The sequence below is a fragment of the Chitinophaga sp. 22308 genome (assembly GCF_052045305.1).
GTDB classification, from domain to species: Bacteria; Bacteroidota; Bacteroidia; order Chitinophagales; family Chitinophagaceae; genus Chitinophaga; species Chitinophaga varians_A.
On record NZ_JBQEOP010000006.1, the window covers coordinates 34,764 to 50,418 of the forward strand.

Here is a 15,655-nt window from a genome sequence, read left to right on the forward strand (position 1 = left end):
ATTAGAACCGGGCATTGATACCGATAGAAATAGTACGCGGCATGGGCACAATAGCCAGCTGCACGCCATTCTCCAACGCCTGTTCGGGATCTCCCGATTTCAGGCCTCTGTCTTTGATGACGAATATGTTCTGTACAGCTCCGTATAGGCGTAACTGTTCGAATGCCTTGCTTTTGACAATTCTTCCTGCAAAATCGTAACCCAGTGTAAAGTTTTTAAACCGGAGGAAAGAGCCGTTGAAGAGAAACAAAGTAGATGGCCTGCTGTTCCAGTCCGACGTTTTTCCGGCCCCGTGAGGGCCTGTCACTGCGCGGGGATAGTGGCTGTTGTCACCGGGTTTGGTCCATCTGTCCAGTACCCAGTCAGGCATATTGTCCATCACACCGGATTCATCGCTCAAACCATAAAAGCGCGCACCCTGATCGCTGAGGTTATATATTTTATTACCGACGGTATATACGAACTGCGCGGAAGCGCTGAAACCTTTCCAGGAAGCATCGAAATTAAAACCGCCGCTGAATTTGGGTTGTGAGGTAGGAACATAGATCATGTCCGCCTGGTTGATCACCCCGTCTTTGTTGACATCTTCGTATATCACGTCGCCTGTCTGCGGATCAATTCCCAGCGCGTTATACAGCTGAAGCATACCTACGGGCTGTCCTACTACCACAAACCCCATGGGGCCTCCCGGATAATAACCGGCGTAGTTCATGATGTTGTCGCGCAATTCCGTGATGCGGTTGCGGTTAATATTGCCGACTGCTCCTACATTCCATTTGAAGCTGTTGGCTCCGGCGGCGGCGCTGCTATAGTTGACCGCTATGTCCACGCCCCGGTTGTCCATAGCGCCCAGGTTCACGCGCTGGCTGGAGAATCCGCCGGCAGATGCAGGAATGAAGACCGAAGACAGCAGCGCGTCTGTTTTCTTGGTATAATATTCCACGGTGGCGCTCAGCCTGTCGTTGAGGAAACGTGCTTCCACCCCGATGTCCTGTTGCCGGGTACGTTCCCATTTAAGCGCCGGGTTTCCCAGTCTGTTGTAGAGTTGCAGGGCCGGAGCGTTCAGATAGGTTTGTGTGGCCACCAGGTTGCTTACGTCGTTTAACCCAAGCGGACGGATATTACCAGTGATGCCGTAGCTGGTGCGTATTTTCAGGTAGCTGATCCATTTCTGTCCTTTCATAAAAGGTTCGCTGGACACCACCCAACCGGCAGAAACCGCGGGGAACCAGGCATAACGGAAATCTTTCAGCTTGGAAGAGCCGTCTCTTCTCACAGAAGCGCTGAACAGGTACTTATGGTCCCAGCTCATGTTGGCTCGCAGGAAAAACGACTGTGAATTCTCCCTGAACTCGCGGTTTTTGGACACAAAATTATTGTCGAAGCTGGAGGCGTTTCCTGGTTTCCAGAGGCTCGGCGTGGAAGGGAAACCTGTCATGGAAAAACCGGTAACGTTATAGTTGTTATCAGTATACTCCTGCCCCAGCAACGCATCGCCTCTCCATTTGCTGACATCGAAACGATAGCTCAGCACGTTGTTCCACGTATAACGCAGCCCGTTAACGCCTTCATTTTTATATACGCCGCGCATGGCCTGTCCGTAGTAACTGATCGGGTTGTCGAAAGTCTCGCTGACATTATTGTTCTTAGATGCTGCCAGCATGGTGCGGAAGGAGAAGTTCTTTGGTAAAGTGATTTCCCCGAAAAAGTTACCGACATAATTCCAGGTGCGGGTAGTTTTGGCGTAGCCATCCCTGGTGGCATAGGGATGTTCCTGCAAACCGTACCAGTACCCATAGGTGCCATCGTCGTTGTATTTGATTTCCTCAGGCATGTCAGGTCTGGCCAGCATAGCGTAATAAAGCGGCGCGTCTATATCTTTGTCCAGCACATTGGAAATGCTGATATCTGCGCCGGCCTTGAACCAGTTGAATATTTTCTGTGTAACGGCCAGCTTACCGGAGTAGCGGGTAAAGCGGCCTTTGCCCACTGCATTGTCTTCGGAATACTGTCCGAAGGAAAGGTAGTAGGTAGTTTTATCGGTACCACCGGCCAGGCTGGTCTGCACGTTTTTGGTGATAGCCTGCGAGGGTGTCACTTTCTTCAGCCAGTTGTTATCGGCCGTTCCCATGTCCAGGTTGTCGATCTGCGCCTGGAGGAGGTCTTTTTCATTATTCAGACCGGCGATTTGTTCAGGAGTGAGCCCGCCGCCGGCTATTTGTTTGTCGATATCGCTGATCCTATTGTTCCTGGCTTCTTTGAAGATCATGCTATATTGCTCGCTGTTCAGCGGGTTATAGTTGAAGACCGATTTTGTAGTGCCCCAATAGGCGTTCACGTTAACACGTGTTTTGCTGTTGAAGTTGCCTTTCTTAGTGGTGATCAGCACAACTCCCTGCGCTCCCCTCGCACCGTATATAGCCGAAGAAGCAGCATCTTTTAATACCTCAATAGATTCTATGTCCTGCGGATTGAGGTTGGCCAGGCTGTAATTGGCGTTGGCACCGTTGGACGCCGCGTCTATCACCAGTCCGTCTATCACGATCAGCGGGTTGGTGCCGCTGCCGGCCTCGTTGGTCTGTAATGTTTGCACGCCTCTGATGGTGAATTGCGGAACAGCGCCGGGCCTTGAGTCTCCCTGTTTTACAAACAAGCCGGCCACCCTGCCCTGCAGGCCGTTGACCGTATTGGACGACATGTTTTGTTCCGGCTGCACGGTCGCTACTTTGGCGATGGAGCCGGTCAGGTCTCTCCTTCTGGCGGAGCCATAACCAATTACTACTCTTTCATCCAGCGCCTGCGGCGCGATTTTTAATACTACTTTGAGAACGGGCCTGCTACCAACAGCTACTTCCTGTGCCTGATAACCGATGGAAGAAACCACCAGTACAGCGTCCGGTGCCACTTCGGGCAGTGTGAATTCTCCGTTGGCATTGGTGATAGCTCCTTTGGTAGTGCCTTTTACACCTACAGACACGCCTGGCACTGGCTGACCGTTCTCATCATAGATGAAGCCCGAAACCCTGATGGGTGGCGGCGGAGGGACAGGATTTTCCCGGATGATCACCATATTGTCCCGGATAATATAGGCAAGCGGCAGGTTGCGCAGACAGCTGTCCAGCGCCTGTACCAGCGTAACATCTTTCAGGTTAAGGGTCACCTTCTCTGCCTGTCGCAGCTGTGATGCGGTATATACAAAGGTATACCCGGATTGCCGGTGTAGTTCACTGAATACCTTGCTGACCGGTGCATTGTTCAGGGAGAGTTGCAGTCGCTGCGAATAGCCGGTGGCACTAAGCTGCATACAGGCTCCCAGCATAAGAACGGCGGATAACTTCATAATCCTCCACGGTTTGGTTGATAAGAAACGGAAATTGTTTCCGGCTTGGTTCCAAGCGGGTAAAATCATACTTTTGATTTTGGGTGATTAATAAATGATCATCAGCGTGATGTTTAAAATTACCCGCAGCACCCGGTGTTAGCCGCGCCAGGTGCAGGTCCTGTTCATTAGCAGTGAACAGGATTTTTTACGGGATCACTATACGAATGGTTGGTCCGTCTGTTTATGGAAGGGCATTTTGCCCGTGGTATCAGGGATATACGGTCACCCGTTGTCCTTCGAGCCGGAAATGTACTTTCCCTGTCAGCTCCAGGATTTTTAACGCTTCCGCAGCGTTGGCGAAACGCGGGATCTCTGCATAAAACTGTTCGTTTACCTCTCCTGCATAGGCTACATCTATATTATACCAGCGGCTCAATTGCCGCATGATTTCCTTCATGGGGGCGGCATTAAAAATGAAGCGCCCGTTTTTCCACGCCACTGCTTCATCCGTGTTGATCGGTGTGTTTGTCAGTTGTCCTGTGCGCCTGTTCAGCGCGGCCTGACAGCCTTTAGCCAGCGGCAGGCTCACCTCATGGTGTTTCACCACTACTTTGCCTGTGAGCAGCGTGGCATGCACAAACGCCTCGTCCGGATAGGCCGACACATTAAAAGCGGTGCCCAGTACTGTCAGCTCCATATCGTTTACCGTTACAAGAAACGGCCGGGCGCTGCTGGCGGCTACTTCAAAATAGGCTTCACCGGAGAGCTCCACCTTGCGGGGCCCGTTACTGAATGCTACCGGATAACGCAGGCTGCTCATCGCGTTGAGCCATACTTTGGTGCCATCGGCCAATACCACGCGGAACTGTCCTCCCCTGGGCACTGTCAGCGTATTATAAGCCGGCTTCGCATCCTGTATGCCCAGCTGTTGGTAGGTCACCAGTCCGCTGTCCGTTTTCACGATGCGTACCTGGTTCCCCGTTATGACGGTGCTGTTCAGGGTACTGTCCAGCGTGATCACGGAGCCGTCTGCCATGGTCAGCGTAGCTTTGTTGCCTCCCGGCGGCAGTATCTCCGGCTTTGCGGCCTTTACCACTGCCGGTGCAGAAGGCGCCGCCGGTCCTGACTTCCAGAGGGCATAGCCACCTACCAGGGCGGCGACAAAGATGACCGCCGCAGCAGCGTAGCGCAGCAGTTTACGTAGCGGGCGTACGGCTGCACCAATGGAGACGGTGTGTTGTCTGTCTAAAATATCTCCAATGATCCGGGAAGAGGCTTCCTCCGTGAGCTGTGCTACCGGCTCGTAATCGGCCCATACACGCTCCAGCACCTGCTGCAGCGCAACATCGCCGTCAGATTGTTCTATCCAGCGTGCAAGTTCTTCCTTCTCTGCAGGCGTACAGGCCTGCTGAAAAAACTTAGCCGCCAGGTAATCTATTCTCCCTTCGGACATGGAAACAGGTTTAATCACTCATACAAGGGCTGAAAATGCCCTGTAATACTATAGAGACAAGAAAACGGCGGGGTATGTCTAGTGGAAATTGAAATTTTTTTTCAGAAGGGGGAATTTTCTGAGGCGGTCAGCAGCAGGAAGAACACCGGCAGCAGGTCTGTATGATTGCCCAGGCCTGTGCGTAGCGCCTGAAGCGCCTGCACCAGGTGTTTGTTGACCGTAGAAGGGGAAATATTCAGCAGGCTGGCGATTTCTTTATGCTTCAGTCCCTGTTCCCTGTTCAGGAGGTATACCTTGCGTTGCTGAGGAGGCAGGGATTCAATGATTTCGTGCACCCGTTCCCGTAATGCCTTAAATTCCACCTCTTCACCGGAAACGGAGTTGTGGGTAGTGTCTGGCCGGCTTGCCTCTTCTATAGGCAGCAGCGTGGCCCGGGCCATTTTCCTGAAATCGTTGATGGCCTGGTTCTGTGCCATACGAAAGAGATAGCTGTTAAAATGTACGATAGCGGCCAGTTTATCACGTTCTTTCCAGAGCCTGAAGAACACTTCCTGCACCACATCTTCTGCTGCCGGGCCGGAGCCGTTCAATTGCAGCATAAAGCTGTATAACTTCTGCCGGTACTTCATAAAGAGCGCCTCAAAAGCTGTTTCATCGCCTGCGGCAGCCAGCGCCAGCAGGGCTTTTTCATCCACCTCTCCTGCAATATTCATGGTTGGTCACTCAATTATTTCTAAAAATAGCATCTCTCGAAAACGGAACTGTAAAAATAGCTAATAAGCCGAAAGCATTAGCATCAATTTACAAAGCGTTCCGGAAACAACAAAACGAAAGCCTCACAGGGCCTGCCTGCGAGGCTTTCATCGCCCGTTACCGTTTCGGTATTGTCAATAATAGATATCTACGATGCCGTTAGGCGTACCCTGGGTCACCACTGTGGAGTGCTGGCCGCAGTCTGTAACAGGGTTGTCTATTGACCATGACAGGGGCGCCTGTGCGCCGCCCACTCTCAGGTCGATACCACTGAGCCTTGTTTTGGCCGTATTGGGATAGTTGGAGCAGGTGACCACGCCATACGCTTCCAGCGACTCTGCCGCCCAATACAATGTGGGGATATTGTTGACCGTCAGGTTAATGGAAGGATAACCGGTAAACACGGACGTATAGCTGCGTGTGCTGCCACTGCCGCCTATCAGGCTCATAATACCCTGGAGGTTGGTGCCCGGATTGACGCGTATCAGATTGCTGTATACAGTGTTGTTACCGACGTACCAGTTGGCGATGGCCCAGTAGCTGCCGCCGCCGGCCGCAGAAGGTCCCCACTGCAACACCGGCTGCAGGATGTTGCTGGAATTCTGCAAGCCGTTGAACAGGAAGATGGTCTGTCCGGAATTCACTGCCGGCGCGGGTGGTACCGTCCAGCTGGTAGCGAAGTAGGAAATAGCAGAAGCCGTGTTATTGGTCCAGTAAGTGTAGGTGATCCAGCCGGAGCCCAGCGGGAACACGCCGTTGCCGGGCTTTTTGGACTTTTCGGGGTTGAACGGAATTCTGGCGTCGTCCTGTTCTATGGCGCCGTAATCCGCCAACACCTTGCCATTGCGGTCGTACCTGCGCAGCCGGTTGCCTTCGCCGCTCAGGTATTCACCTGTTTCAATATGATGTACTTTCGATTTGGCCACCCAGCCTGCAGGAGTAAGCACCTGGTCCTGGTGGTCGTTTATTTGTGCCTTGTCGGCAGCAGCTGTTACTGCGTTATTATCCGCTGATGTGCCGTTCTGCTCTTTCTTACAGGCAGAAAATACCACAACACTCAACAGCATGAGGGAGAGGATGTATTTGCTCATAAATAGGGGTTTGGGTTAAGAAAATATGAGAAAAGGAGAAACGGATAGTTCGGGCTACTACTAAAGTAAGGCAAACCACTGCGAACAGGCAGTATATCACGCCATGATGGCAGTATCAGCGGGTTATTACATCAACAGCCGGTGTCGGGGTCATATCCGGCTTGTTTCATCATAAAATAACATCAGATTACGGAAAAAAAATCTATCTTAAATAGGTATTTGAAAACCTGAATTTTAAATTTTAACCGATGAGAAAAACAATTGTTTTAAGTTTCCTGTCAACTTTATTTTTTGTCCAAAGCCATGCCGCTTCCGCTCCGGAAAAAACAGTAAACCTATTGTCTGTAGCAGAGAAGCCTGCCGACAACGACAAGATCTCAACAACATTTAATGTCCGGATAACCCTGGTGGACATCCATGGGGCGCCGGTAACAGGTGGTTCAGGCCTGCGCGGCTACTGGGCACAGAACGTAGCCACCGGTGAGTATTATTACCCCGGCGGGCAGGAAGATGAAGACAAGTTTGAAAATCTGCCGGCTGGTACGTATACCTTTGGTGCATACCCCGGTAACTGGGACGGCGCTGTTTCCAAAACAGTGACGCTCAGCAGCGGCAATGTAGGCCCTGATGGCTACATTGTGGTAACATTAACCTATTGGGTAGAATAACTTACCTGCCAAAAGCAAATGAAAAGACTGGCCCATGGCCGGTCTTTTTATTTTTCCGCTTTCTGCGGGCGGGCAACTTTCTGCAGACTCACATTCTCGCAAACAGCATACACTGCATAGAAGAACATCAGCGTGAATATGGTGTATTTGCTGGTATTAGCTCTGTTCACCACAGCGTAGATAGTGATACCTGCCAGGCAAAGCATCATTCTGCTTATCATAGCGCCGTATACACGGAGCATAAAAACAGCGTTGCTTTCTGCCTGTACGCCTTTGCGGCTCATGTTATAGGTGAATGCTGAAAGTAAAGCCAGCGCGAGGTTTCCGAAGAGTAGCACATTATGGTGAACACCATTGTCTAACATCCAGTCCTTAGATAAAAATAACGCGCCGTTCAGTAAAATAAAAAGGCCAATGACTCTAAAGTAAAATCTATCCCACATTTCTGTTCAAAATTCTGTTCTAAAGTTGTTTATGAGGGCGCAAAGTTAAGATCAAAAAAGATAACTGCAAAATGATGGCAGTAAAAAAGAGTATTAATTAAATGTAATCATATAGGTCTTTTGCTGGCTTTGATCAGTCGTAAACACATCCGGAAGCCTGTAAACCGGGTCTGGCCAAGCCTCCCGGCCGCTAAAACATTAAACACTAATCATATTTATATCATTTACCATTCGAAATAAGGTTGCTTGTATTTCCTTTGCGAATCGCTTCTTCTGCAAGACAGATTCACTGCCTTCACTAAAAATCAAAACGGCCGATTTTTACTATTCTACAGGGTACCGCCATCCTAATTTTGTGATCATGAATATCAAGAATAAAAAGATCGCTATCGTTGGTGGCGGCCCCGGCGGCCTCACCCTGGCAAGGCTCTTACAACTAAAAGGCGCCCAGGTAAAAGTATATGAACGGGACATCAATAAAGATGTGAGGATACAGGGCGGCGCACTGGACCTGCATACTGATTCCGGCCTCGCCGCACTCGCCAAAGCAGGGCTAATGGAAGAATTTAAAAAGCACTACCGCCCGGAAGCGGGACTGATACGCGTGGTAGACGATCAGCTGACTGTTCATTTTGATGAACATCAGACGGGTAAAAAAGAAACCTTCGGCGATACTCACCATCGCCCGGAAATTGACCGTGGCCCCCTGCGGCAAATCCTCCTGGATTCGCTGGCGCCGGACACCGTTGTTTGGGACAGCCACATTTTATCAATTGAAAAAATACAGGGCACCTGGAAACTGGTTTTCCAAAACGGTCATACCGCTACTGCGGATATCATTATCGGCGCAGACGGGGCCAACTCGAAGATCAGGCCGTTTGTCACCGCTGTCAAGCCTTACTGGACAGGCATCACCATGCTGGAAGGATCGCTGAAAGACGGCGCCAGGACCGCACCGCTCATTCATGAATTACTAAAGGGCGGAAAGTTATTCGGTTACGGGAAAGAACAAACGCTGATTGTTAGCTCCAAAGATAACGGCAGCTTCGGATTTATGGCCAGTTTTAAATCCAATGAACATTGGGCGAAAGAAAGTGGTATTGATTTTACAGACCATCGTCAGGTCCTTGCCTGGTTTAAAAAGGAATTTTCAGCCTGGAGCCCTGCCTGGTGGGAACTCTTTGAAAGCCCGGACACGACTTTCATTCCGCGCCCGCAATATTGCATTCCGCCAGACCAGCAATGGGAAGCCAATGCCGATATCACCCTGCTGGGCGATGCCGCCCACTGGATGCCGCCTTTTGCCGGCGAAGGCGTGAACATGGCCATGCTGGACGCGCTGCAGCTGAGTGAAGCACTGACTAACCCTGCATTCAGCGATACCAGACAAGCTATTGCCCACTATGAAAAGCAGATGTTTGCCCGGTTTGGCAAAATGGGCCAGGCGACGTTGTTTAATACTAAGTGGATGCATCAGCCCAATGCGTTGAAGGATATGCTGGCGATGTTTGGGAAAAACAAGTTTCAACAGGGGCTGTTCTTTATCAGGTATATTATAGAGGTCAGCGTCATTCCGGGTATTCGAAAAATCCTGGGAAGGCCACATGCGCAGGAAGTATTTAATTCATCATCCGGTAATCATTCGGCGTAACGCCTGCTTTTTGTTTGAACAGGCGGGTGAAATGCTGCGGGTATTTAAAGCCCAATTCGTAGGCAATTTCGCTTGCAGACTTATTCCTGTCAAACAGTCTCTCTTTCGCCACATCTATCACTTTTGACTGAATGTATTCCAGAGCGGTTTTCCCGGTTTCTTTCTTTATCAGGTCACCAAAATAGTTGGGGGACAAATGCAGGGCTTCGGCGCAATAAGCCACGGAAGGTAAGCCCTCGCTCTGTGGTTTACCAGATAAAAAATAGTCATTCAACAGGTGTTCAAAGCGTTCCAGGACTCCTTTATTTGCATTGTCACGCGTAATGAACTGGCGGTCGTAAAAACGGATACAGTAATTGAGCAGCAACTCAATGTTGGATGAAATCAATCTTTTGCTGTGTTTGTCTATATTTTGATCGAGTTCATACCCGATTTTTGAGAAGCAGTCTATCACAATACTCTTCTCTTTATCCGACAGGTGAAGCGCTTCGTTTACATCATACGAAAAGAAAGAATAATCCTGCATATGTTTGCCCAGCGGAGTACCATTTATCAGGTCAGGATGAAAGAGCAACACCCAGCCCTTCAGGGCAAATAGTTCAAGTCCGGGTTGCACACCCACCACCTGTCCGGGCGCTATAAATATCAGACTTCCTTCCTGGTAGTCATAGTGCTTTCTTCCATAGCGCAATTGGCCACAGTTCAATTCCTTCAGGCCCACCGCATACAAACCAAAGTTGAATGATTTCGCGGGCACCGGTTGCGCTTTCGCGAGGTCAATCACCGTAACCAGCGGATGTCTGGTCGCTACGCCCCTCATGGCATTGTATTGTGCGACGCTGCGAATTTTTACAATCTCATCCATATGCTGCTCTTTTATCGCTACAAATTTACAGGTTCCGACAAGCTTTTTTGACAGCTGCCTTGCCAATCAGTAAAACTGGTAAGAAAACCAGTAATGTGTATACAACAACAGCTTTCCCATCTCCATAATTTTGGAGCGAAAATAAACATACAAAAATGAAAACACGACAATTGGGAACATCAGGGTTGGCAGTCTCTGAACTTGGTTTCGGCTGCATGGGATTAAGCCATGGTTATGGTCCGGCAACAAATGAAAAAGATGCCATTGCACTCATTCAAAAAGCCTATGAATCGGGCATTACGTTCTTTGACACCGCAGAAGCGTATGGACAAGGCGCCAACGAGCAGTTGGTCGGGAAGGGATTACACAAGGTACGCGACAAAGTGGTCATCGCCACCAAGTTTGGCTTTGCAAACGGCAGAAATACAGACGGTTTGGACAGTCGCCCCGAACGCATCAGGCAAGTGGCGGAAAACTCGCTCCGTTATCTGCAAACAGATTATATCGACTTGTTTTATCAACACCGTGTAGACCCGAACGTACCTATTGAAGACGTCGCCGGGACCGTAAAGGATTTGATTGCCGAAGGCAAAGTAAGACACTTCGGCATGAGTGAAGCCGGCGTGCAAAGTATACGAAAGGCACATGCCGTACAACCCGTGGCAGCGCTGCAAAGCGAATATTCCATGTTCTGGCGCGAACCCGAAAAAGAAATCATTCCCTTGCTTGAAGAATTGGGCATTGGCTTTGTTCCGTTTAGCCCTTTGGGAAAGGGATTTTTAACGGGTAAGATGAATGCGGACACCAAATTTGACAAGACCGATTTCAGAAATATCCTGCCTCGTTTCAGCAAAGAAAATCGCGAAGCCAATCAAACCATTATCGATCTTGTAACCAAAATTGCCAGCGCACATAACGCTACGCCAGCGCAGATTGCATTGGCATGGCTGCTGGCACAAAAACCATGGATCGTGCCGATTCCGGGAACTACAAAAATGACTCGCCTCGAAGAAAATACAGGCGGAGCAAACATCACCTTAAGCGATGCTGATTTGGTCAATATCAATAAGGCTTTGGACAATATCAGCCTTCAGGGGGAACGCTATCCCGCAAACATGGCAAACCTGCAAGGCAGGTAAGCAAGTCATATTCCCGGTAAAAATTGACAACTGACAACATTAAAAGAGGCTTGTAAATGAATGTTTACAAGCCTCTTTCTTCTCAGGCTGGCTAAGTGAGCCCACAGGGGCAATAGCCAGGACCTTTCCCGTTGGATCATTTTGCGAATAAAGCGGTGGTCTCCGTTACCAGCGCATGCATTAACGCGTCCGCCTTCCGGTGTTTCAATATGGGAGCGATCTGCCCACCCCAAAACTGGACCATATCCCATTGTTCTTTGCCTAAAGCGGCGTTTCGCAGGGACGACATAAAGTGGCCCTGCAACGGGAAAGGCAGGAATCCGGCTTCCTTTCCTTTCGTCTCTTCCCCAAGCCTGCTGGACAGTCCACGTCCGAGCCTGCCGGTAAATGCACGCGTCAGCGCTGTGTATTTTGCCTTTTCAGAGAACAACCCCTCCCTGTGAACAGGCAGTATATTGGATTCTTCACAGGCCAGGAAAGCTGTTCCTATCTGTACTGCGTCTGCTCCTAACGTCAGGGCAGCTTTGATACCGGCACCGGTTGCGATTCCTCCGGCCGCTACAACCGGAACTTTCACTTTCTCCCGTATCAGTTGCACCAGCACAAAAGTCCCTGTTACAGAAGCTTCAGCTGAGCGAAGAAACGATGGGCGATGCCCGCCGGCTTCAAACCCTGAGGCGATGATCATATCTGTACCGGTTGCTTCCAATGCAATGGCTTCATCCAACGTGGTGGCCGCTCCCACCGTGATGATCCCTCTTCTGCGGCATTGCTCCAGTACATCTTCCGTCAGTGTACCAAACATATAACTGAATACTTTGGGCCGGATGTCCATGACTACCTGCAACTGATTTTCAAACCTGGATTGAAAAGGTGCTGGCTTAACAGGCACCGGCAGATCTAATTCATCAAAGTAAGGCTTAAACACCCGGACCGCCTGTTGATATTGTTCATCGGTAACCGCTCCGGTAACATCCGTATCCGACACCCATAAGTTGAGATTATACGGCTTATTGGTAGCTGCTTTTATTTGCCTGTCTATCTCCGCGATCTCCTGCGGGCTATTGGTATATGCGCCATAACCACCCAATCCGCCGGCGTTTGAAACCGCAGATACCAACTGCGCTGACGAGAGATTACCCCCGAAAGGCCCCTGCATAATAGGGTAATCAATACCCAATAACTCCGTTGCTTTCGTTTGATACCACATTGTGTTAATATAAAAAATCTAGTTTGAACTGTTTACTGTAGTCAGGAGAACAACATCTATCTTATCATTCACAATTTTCCCTTTCACAAACTCAAAAAATTTCCTGGCGTGTGCAGATGTCTTATGCACTTCAAAAGCCGCGTCATTCTTATATTCTTCGTAAATAACGACCGAAAGAGGCGAATCATTCCGTGTATTCACCACAAACTGCACACAGCCGGGCTCCCTGTTGCTCTCCGCTGCCATGGCAGCAAGTGCTTCCTTCATCTCTTTCCGAAAGGCAGGAAGTATTTCCATATAGGCCACCACGTTAGCTTTATGTTCCGGTCCCGGAATATCAGATGACTTTTCAGAAGTCTGCCGTCCGGCCGTGTCACTAATCATTTTATTGACCAGGAGCCATTTTCCATCAATTTTATGAAAAGACAAAAATTCCTGGTAAACAAAATCATACATCGTCACTTTCACTTCGGCAATGGCTATCGAATTAACCACTTTGATAGAAAGTATCTCACCTTTGAATGGCTTGCCGGAAGCTTTTGGGCTCTGTCGATTTTTAACACCATCCAGGTACTGCGGTAAATCTTTGGCGTAGGGCTGCCCTTTTACATCTCCCAAAAACAAAGTCCCCGGGTGATACACTGTGCTTAGCAGGGCAACGTCTCCCTCATATATACCTTTAAAGTAGCGATTTTCCAGCACACCGGATATCGCTAATGAGTCTTGTTTATTAGTTTCAGTTTCAACGATTGGCATATCTTCAGATTTGTGCCTGAGCAGGTACTTCCACCGCTTTTGCGGTTAACAGGATATTCAGCTCAAAGTCGTTGTAAATAAGCGTATCTCCGAGGTCCCTGAAGAAATTTCCAGAACGGAATTTAATGCCGAATTTTGTGCGGTCAATGACGATGGCTCCGGTTACGGTCAATGTATCATCATTCAGCCTGGTCGTTACATCAAATGCCACGGGATTGGTAATGCCTTTAATGGTCAGATCACCTTTTACGTGATTGTCCTGTACAGAAGTGATTTCGAAACAGGCTTCCGGGTACTGCTCAATACCGAAAAAATCATCGGAAGCCAGGTGCCCCGCAAATTGGGCGTTGGTGGCAGGGTCTGCAATGTCCAGTATTTTAATGGATGTGGTATCCACCACAAACCTGCCGGCTGTTATTTGTCCATCCGTCAGGAAAAGTTCACCTGCTTTAAGCCGGATAGTTCCGTTATGGGCCCCTGTTACTTTTTTACCTATCCAATCAATGGTGCTCTGAGCAATTTCAATGTTAAATTGTTGCGTTCTCATTGCTTTGTATTTAAGTGTTTCAAAATTTATGATACAAAGTAACGGCGGGATTTCCGGCTGATTAGGTGACTTACATCACATTCTTATGCGAGTTGTAAAGCCGGCTTAAAGTTTCCCTGGACACTCCAAGGTAAGCGGCAATTAAATGTTTGGGGACTAGGTTATACAACTGGGGGTATAATTTCATTAGTTCTTCATAGCGGGTTTTGGCGTCATTATTCATAAATGACAGTAGCCGCTTATGTGCAGCCACATACCCCCAGTTCGTACGCCAGCGGAAAAAATATTCTACCTGATGGATCTTCCTACAGAGCTTTTCACGATCGGCATTGGATAAACCCAGCAGCTCCACGTCCGTAATACAATCCACGTTGACAGAGGCTTTTGTCTGCGTATACAATGCATTATAGTCTGATGCCCACCACGTAGGCATTGCAAACTGCAGGATATGCATCTTTACATCGTCATTGATAAAAAATGTTTTCAGGCAACCGGAAACAACAAAATATTCATGGTCGACTTTATCGCCTTCCCGAATGACTACCTGTCCTTTTTTAAACGAAAGCGGTTTGAAATAACTAAAGAAATAATCAAACTCCGCTGGCGTAAACGATGCAAGTTTGGTAATATGTTCTTTCAATAATTCACTCGCATTCATAATAAAAATAAAGTATTTGATGGCCCCTGGCGTAACAATCAAATATATAACATTGTATCGGAATGGCAGGAGAAAGCGGTAAAAACGATACTTAGCTAAGCATCAACTTACAAGCTTCTTTATCTAAGTGCCCGGAACTGAATTCTTATCTAGCTAAGAAAGAATTAGTTGTGAGGTATTTGTTCTTTTTGGATATGAAACTATTTTTCTCCTAATTTTATCTGGATATATATTTTATAATGAAGCATAGAAAGCTTCCAAATTAAAATTACTATGGCTATTAAAATTACAAATGAATGTATTTTCTGTGGAGCTTGTGAATCAGAATGTCCGAATAACGCCATCTATGAGGGCGGCGTAGAATGGGCAATAGCTGATGGCACAATGGTTAAAGGTGATTTTGTGTTGATGGACGGATCAATTATTGATGTCAGCCAGCGCAATGCGCCCCTGGCCACCGATCTGTATTATATCGTTTCAGATAAATGTACAGAATGTCAAGGATTTCATGAGGAACCCCAATGTGCAGTCGCATGTCCGGTAGACTGTTGTGTACCCGACGAAACGTGCAAGGAGTCTACGGAAGAACTGTTGGCAAAAAAAGATAGATTACATCCTTAATTAGAAAGCATAAAGAATTATCAGTAAGTGGTCGTCAGACGCAAATCGCTGGCACGTATACTGAACCTAAACGGGGAGAATGGCTAATTGCCTTTTTCCCCGTTGCTATTTTTGAAATTTAATTTTAAACCATAATTTAATAGAATATCCAGGGAATTCATCTCCCAATCAGGAATATGACATAGACAGTAATAAGGAAAATAGGTGGCAGCTCAAGAACGAGGAAATAATTTTCTGTGTCATGTCGTGTGTCAATTATGTGTCGCAAATAGTGGGCAGAAGCGGATAAAAGCGTACCAAAACGATATTGACACAAAAAAATAGGTTGTAAGTCAAATACCTACAACCTATTACGTGCCCAGAACTGGATTCGAACCAGCACACCCTTGCAGGCGCTGCGACCTGAACACAGTGCGTCTACCAATTTCGCCATCTGGGCAACTGATATTGTGATCAGGGAGCGCAAAGATAAGCACTC

At 48.4% G+C, this 15,655-nt stretch carries 14 protein-coding genes and 1 tRNA gene; 4 read left to right on the forward strand and 11 right to left on the reverse strand.

Annotated features, from left to right (window positions below; translation table 11 throughout):
- Position 1: 1 nt before the first annotated feature.
- The 4 genes from ACTJJS_RS23915 to ACTJJS_RS23930 form a co-directional block, all read right to left on the reverse strand.
- A complete protein-coding gene (locus ACTJJS_RS23915) occupies positions 2 to 3,340 on the reverse strand; it encodes a TonB-dependent receptor (RefSeq protein WP_440665575.1) in 3,339 nt (1,112 codons plus the stop codon).
- Between the two features lie 250 nt (positions 3,341 to 3,590).
- On the reverse strand, positions 3,591 to 4,775 hold the full coding sequence (locus tag ACTJJS_RS23920; RefSeq protein ID WP_440665577.1) for a FecR family protein: 1,185 nt from the start codon (positions 4,773 to 4,775) through the stop codon (positions 3,591 to 3,593).
- 101 nt (positions 4,776 to 4,876) lie between these two features.
- Entirely contained in the window at positions 4,877 to 5,488 is a 612-nt protein-coding gene (locus tag ACTJJS_RS23925; RefSeq protein ID WP_440665579.1) for an RNA polymerase sigma factor, read from the reverse strand.
- A 174-nt stretch (positions 5,489 to 5,662) separates the two neighbouring features.
- A complete protein-coding gene (locus ACTJJS_RS23930) occupies positions 5,663 to 6,619 on the reverse strand; it encodes a hypothetical protein (protein WP_343746434.1) in 957 nt (318 codons plus the stop codon).
- Positions 6,620 to 6,867: 248 nt separating this feature from the next.
- Here ACTJJS_RS23930 and ACTJJS_RS23935 point away from each other — a divergent pair, with 248 nt between their 5' ends.
- A complete protein-coding gene (locus ACTJJS_RS23935; RefSeq protein WP_343746433.1) occupies positions 6,868 to 7,287 on the forward strand; it encodes a hypothetical protein in 420 nt (139 codons plus the stop codon).
- 47 nt (positions 7,288 to 7,334) lie between these two features.
- Here ACTJJS_RS23935 and ACTJJS_RS23940 read toward each other — a convergent pair whose 3' ends face one another.
- Positions 7,335 to 7,652, reverse strand: a complete 318-nt coding sequence (locus tag ACTJJS_RS23940) for a hypothetical protein (RefSeq protein WP_168874916.1) — start codon at positions 7,650 to 7,652, stop codon at positions 7,335 to 7,337.
- A gap of 439 nt (positions 7,653 to 8,091) precedes the next feature.
- On the opposite strand from ACTJJS_RS23940, the gene ACTJJS_RS23945 reads away from it, so the two are divergent.
- Positions 8,092 to 9,381, forward strand: a complete 1,290-nt coding sequence (locus tag ACTJJS_RS23945) for an FAD-dependent oxidoreductase (RefSeq protein WP_440665582.1) — start codon at positions 8,092 to 8,094, stop codon at positions 9,379 to 9,381.
- Here the strand turns inward: ACTJJS_RS23945 and ACTJJS_RS23950 are convergent.
- The gene (locus ACTJJS_RS23950) at positions 9,350 to 10,246 is read right to left on the reverse strand and encodes a helix-turn-helix domain-containing protein (RefSeq protein WP_440665583.1); all 897 of its coding nucleotides are present in this window, start codon (positions 10,244 to 10,246) and stop codon (positions 9,350 to 9,352) included. The two genes, ACTJJS_RS23945 and ACTJJS_RS23950, sit on opposite strands and share 32 nt — an antisense overlap.
- A gap of 155 nt (positions 10,247 to 10,401) precedes the next feature.
- Between ACTJJS_RS23950 and ACTJJS_RS23955 the strand changes: the two genes are divergently transcribed.
- Positions 10,402 to 11,385 (forward strand): aldo/keto reductase, encoded by a 984-nt coding sequence (locus ACTJJS_RS23955; RefSeq protein ID WP_440665585.1) that lies wholly within the window; start codon positions 10,402 to 10,404, stop codon positions 11,383 to 11,385.
- A 136-nt stretch (positions 11,386 to 11,521) separates the two neighbouring features.
- Here the strand turns inward: ACTJJS_RS23955 and ACTJJS_RS23960 are convergent, their stop codons facing one another.
- From ACTJJS_RS23960 to ACTJJS_RS23975, 4 genes are all read right to left on the reverse strand, one after another.
- On the reverse strand, positions 11,522 to 12,595 hold the full coding sequence (locus ACTJJS_RS23960) for an NAD(P)H-dependent flavin oxidoreductase (RefSeq protein ID WP_440665587.1): 1,074 nt from the start codon (positions 12,593 to 12,595) through the stop codon (positions 11,522 to 11,524).
- A gap of 18 nt (positions 12,596 to 12,613) precedes the next feature.
- Complete coding sequence (locus ACTJJS_RS23965) at positions 12,614 to 13,351, reverse strand: nuclear transport factor 2 family protein (RefSeq protein WP_440665589.1); 738 nt, start codon at positions 13,349 to 13,351, stop codon at positions 12,614 to 12,616.
- A gap of 4 nt (positions 13,352 to 13,355) precedes the next feature.
- Complete coding sequence (locus ACTJJS_RS23970) at positions 13,356 to 13,898, reverse strand: YceI family protein (RefSeq protein WP_440665591.1); 543 nt, start codon at positions 13,896 to 13,898, stop codon at positions 13,356 to 13,358.
- Between the two features lie 70 nt (positions 13,899 to 13,968).
- Positions 13,969 to 14,556: a Crp/Fnr family transcriptional regulator gene (locus ACTJJS_RS23975; RefSeq protein WP_440665593.1), complete on the reverse strand. Its 588-nt coding sequence runs from the start codon at positions 14,554 to 14,556 to the stop codon at positions 13,969 to 13,971.
- A gap of 273 nt (positions 14,557 to 14,829) precedes the next feature.
- Here ACTJJS_RS23975 and ACTJJS_RS23980 point away from each other — a divergent pair, with 273 nt between their 5' ends.
- Positions 14,830 to 15,177: a 4Fe-4S binding protein gene (locus ACTJJS_RS23980; RefSeq protein WP_440665594.1), complete on the forward strand. Its 348-nt coding sequence runs from the start codon at positions 14,830 to 14,832 to the stop codon at positions 15,175 to 15,177.
- A gap of 355 nt (positions 15,178 to 15,532) precedes the next feature.
- On the opposite strand, the gene ACTJJS_RS23985 is transcribed toward ACTJJS_RS23980, so the two are convergent.
- A tRNA-Leu gene (locus ACTJJS_RS23985) sits at positions 15,533 to 15,616 on the reverse strand.
- Positions 15,617 to 15,655: the final 39 nt, after the last annotated feature.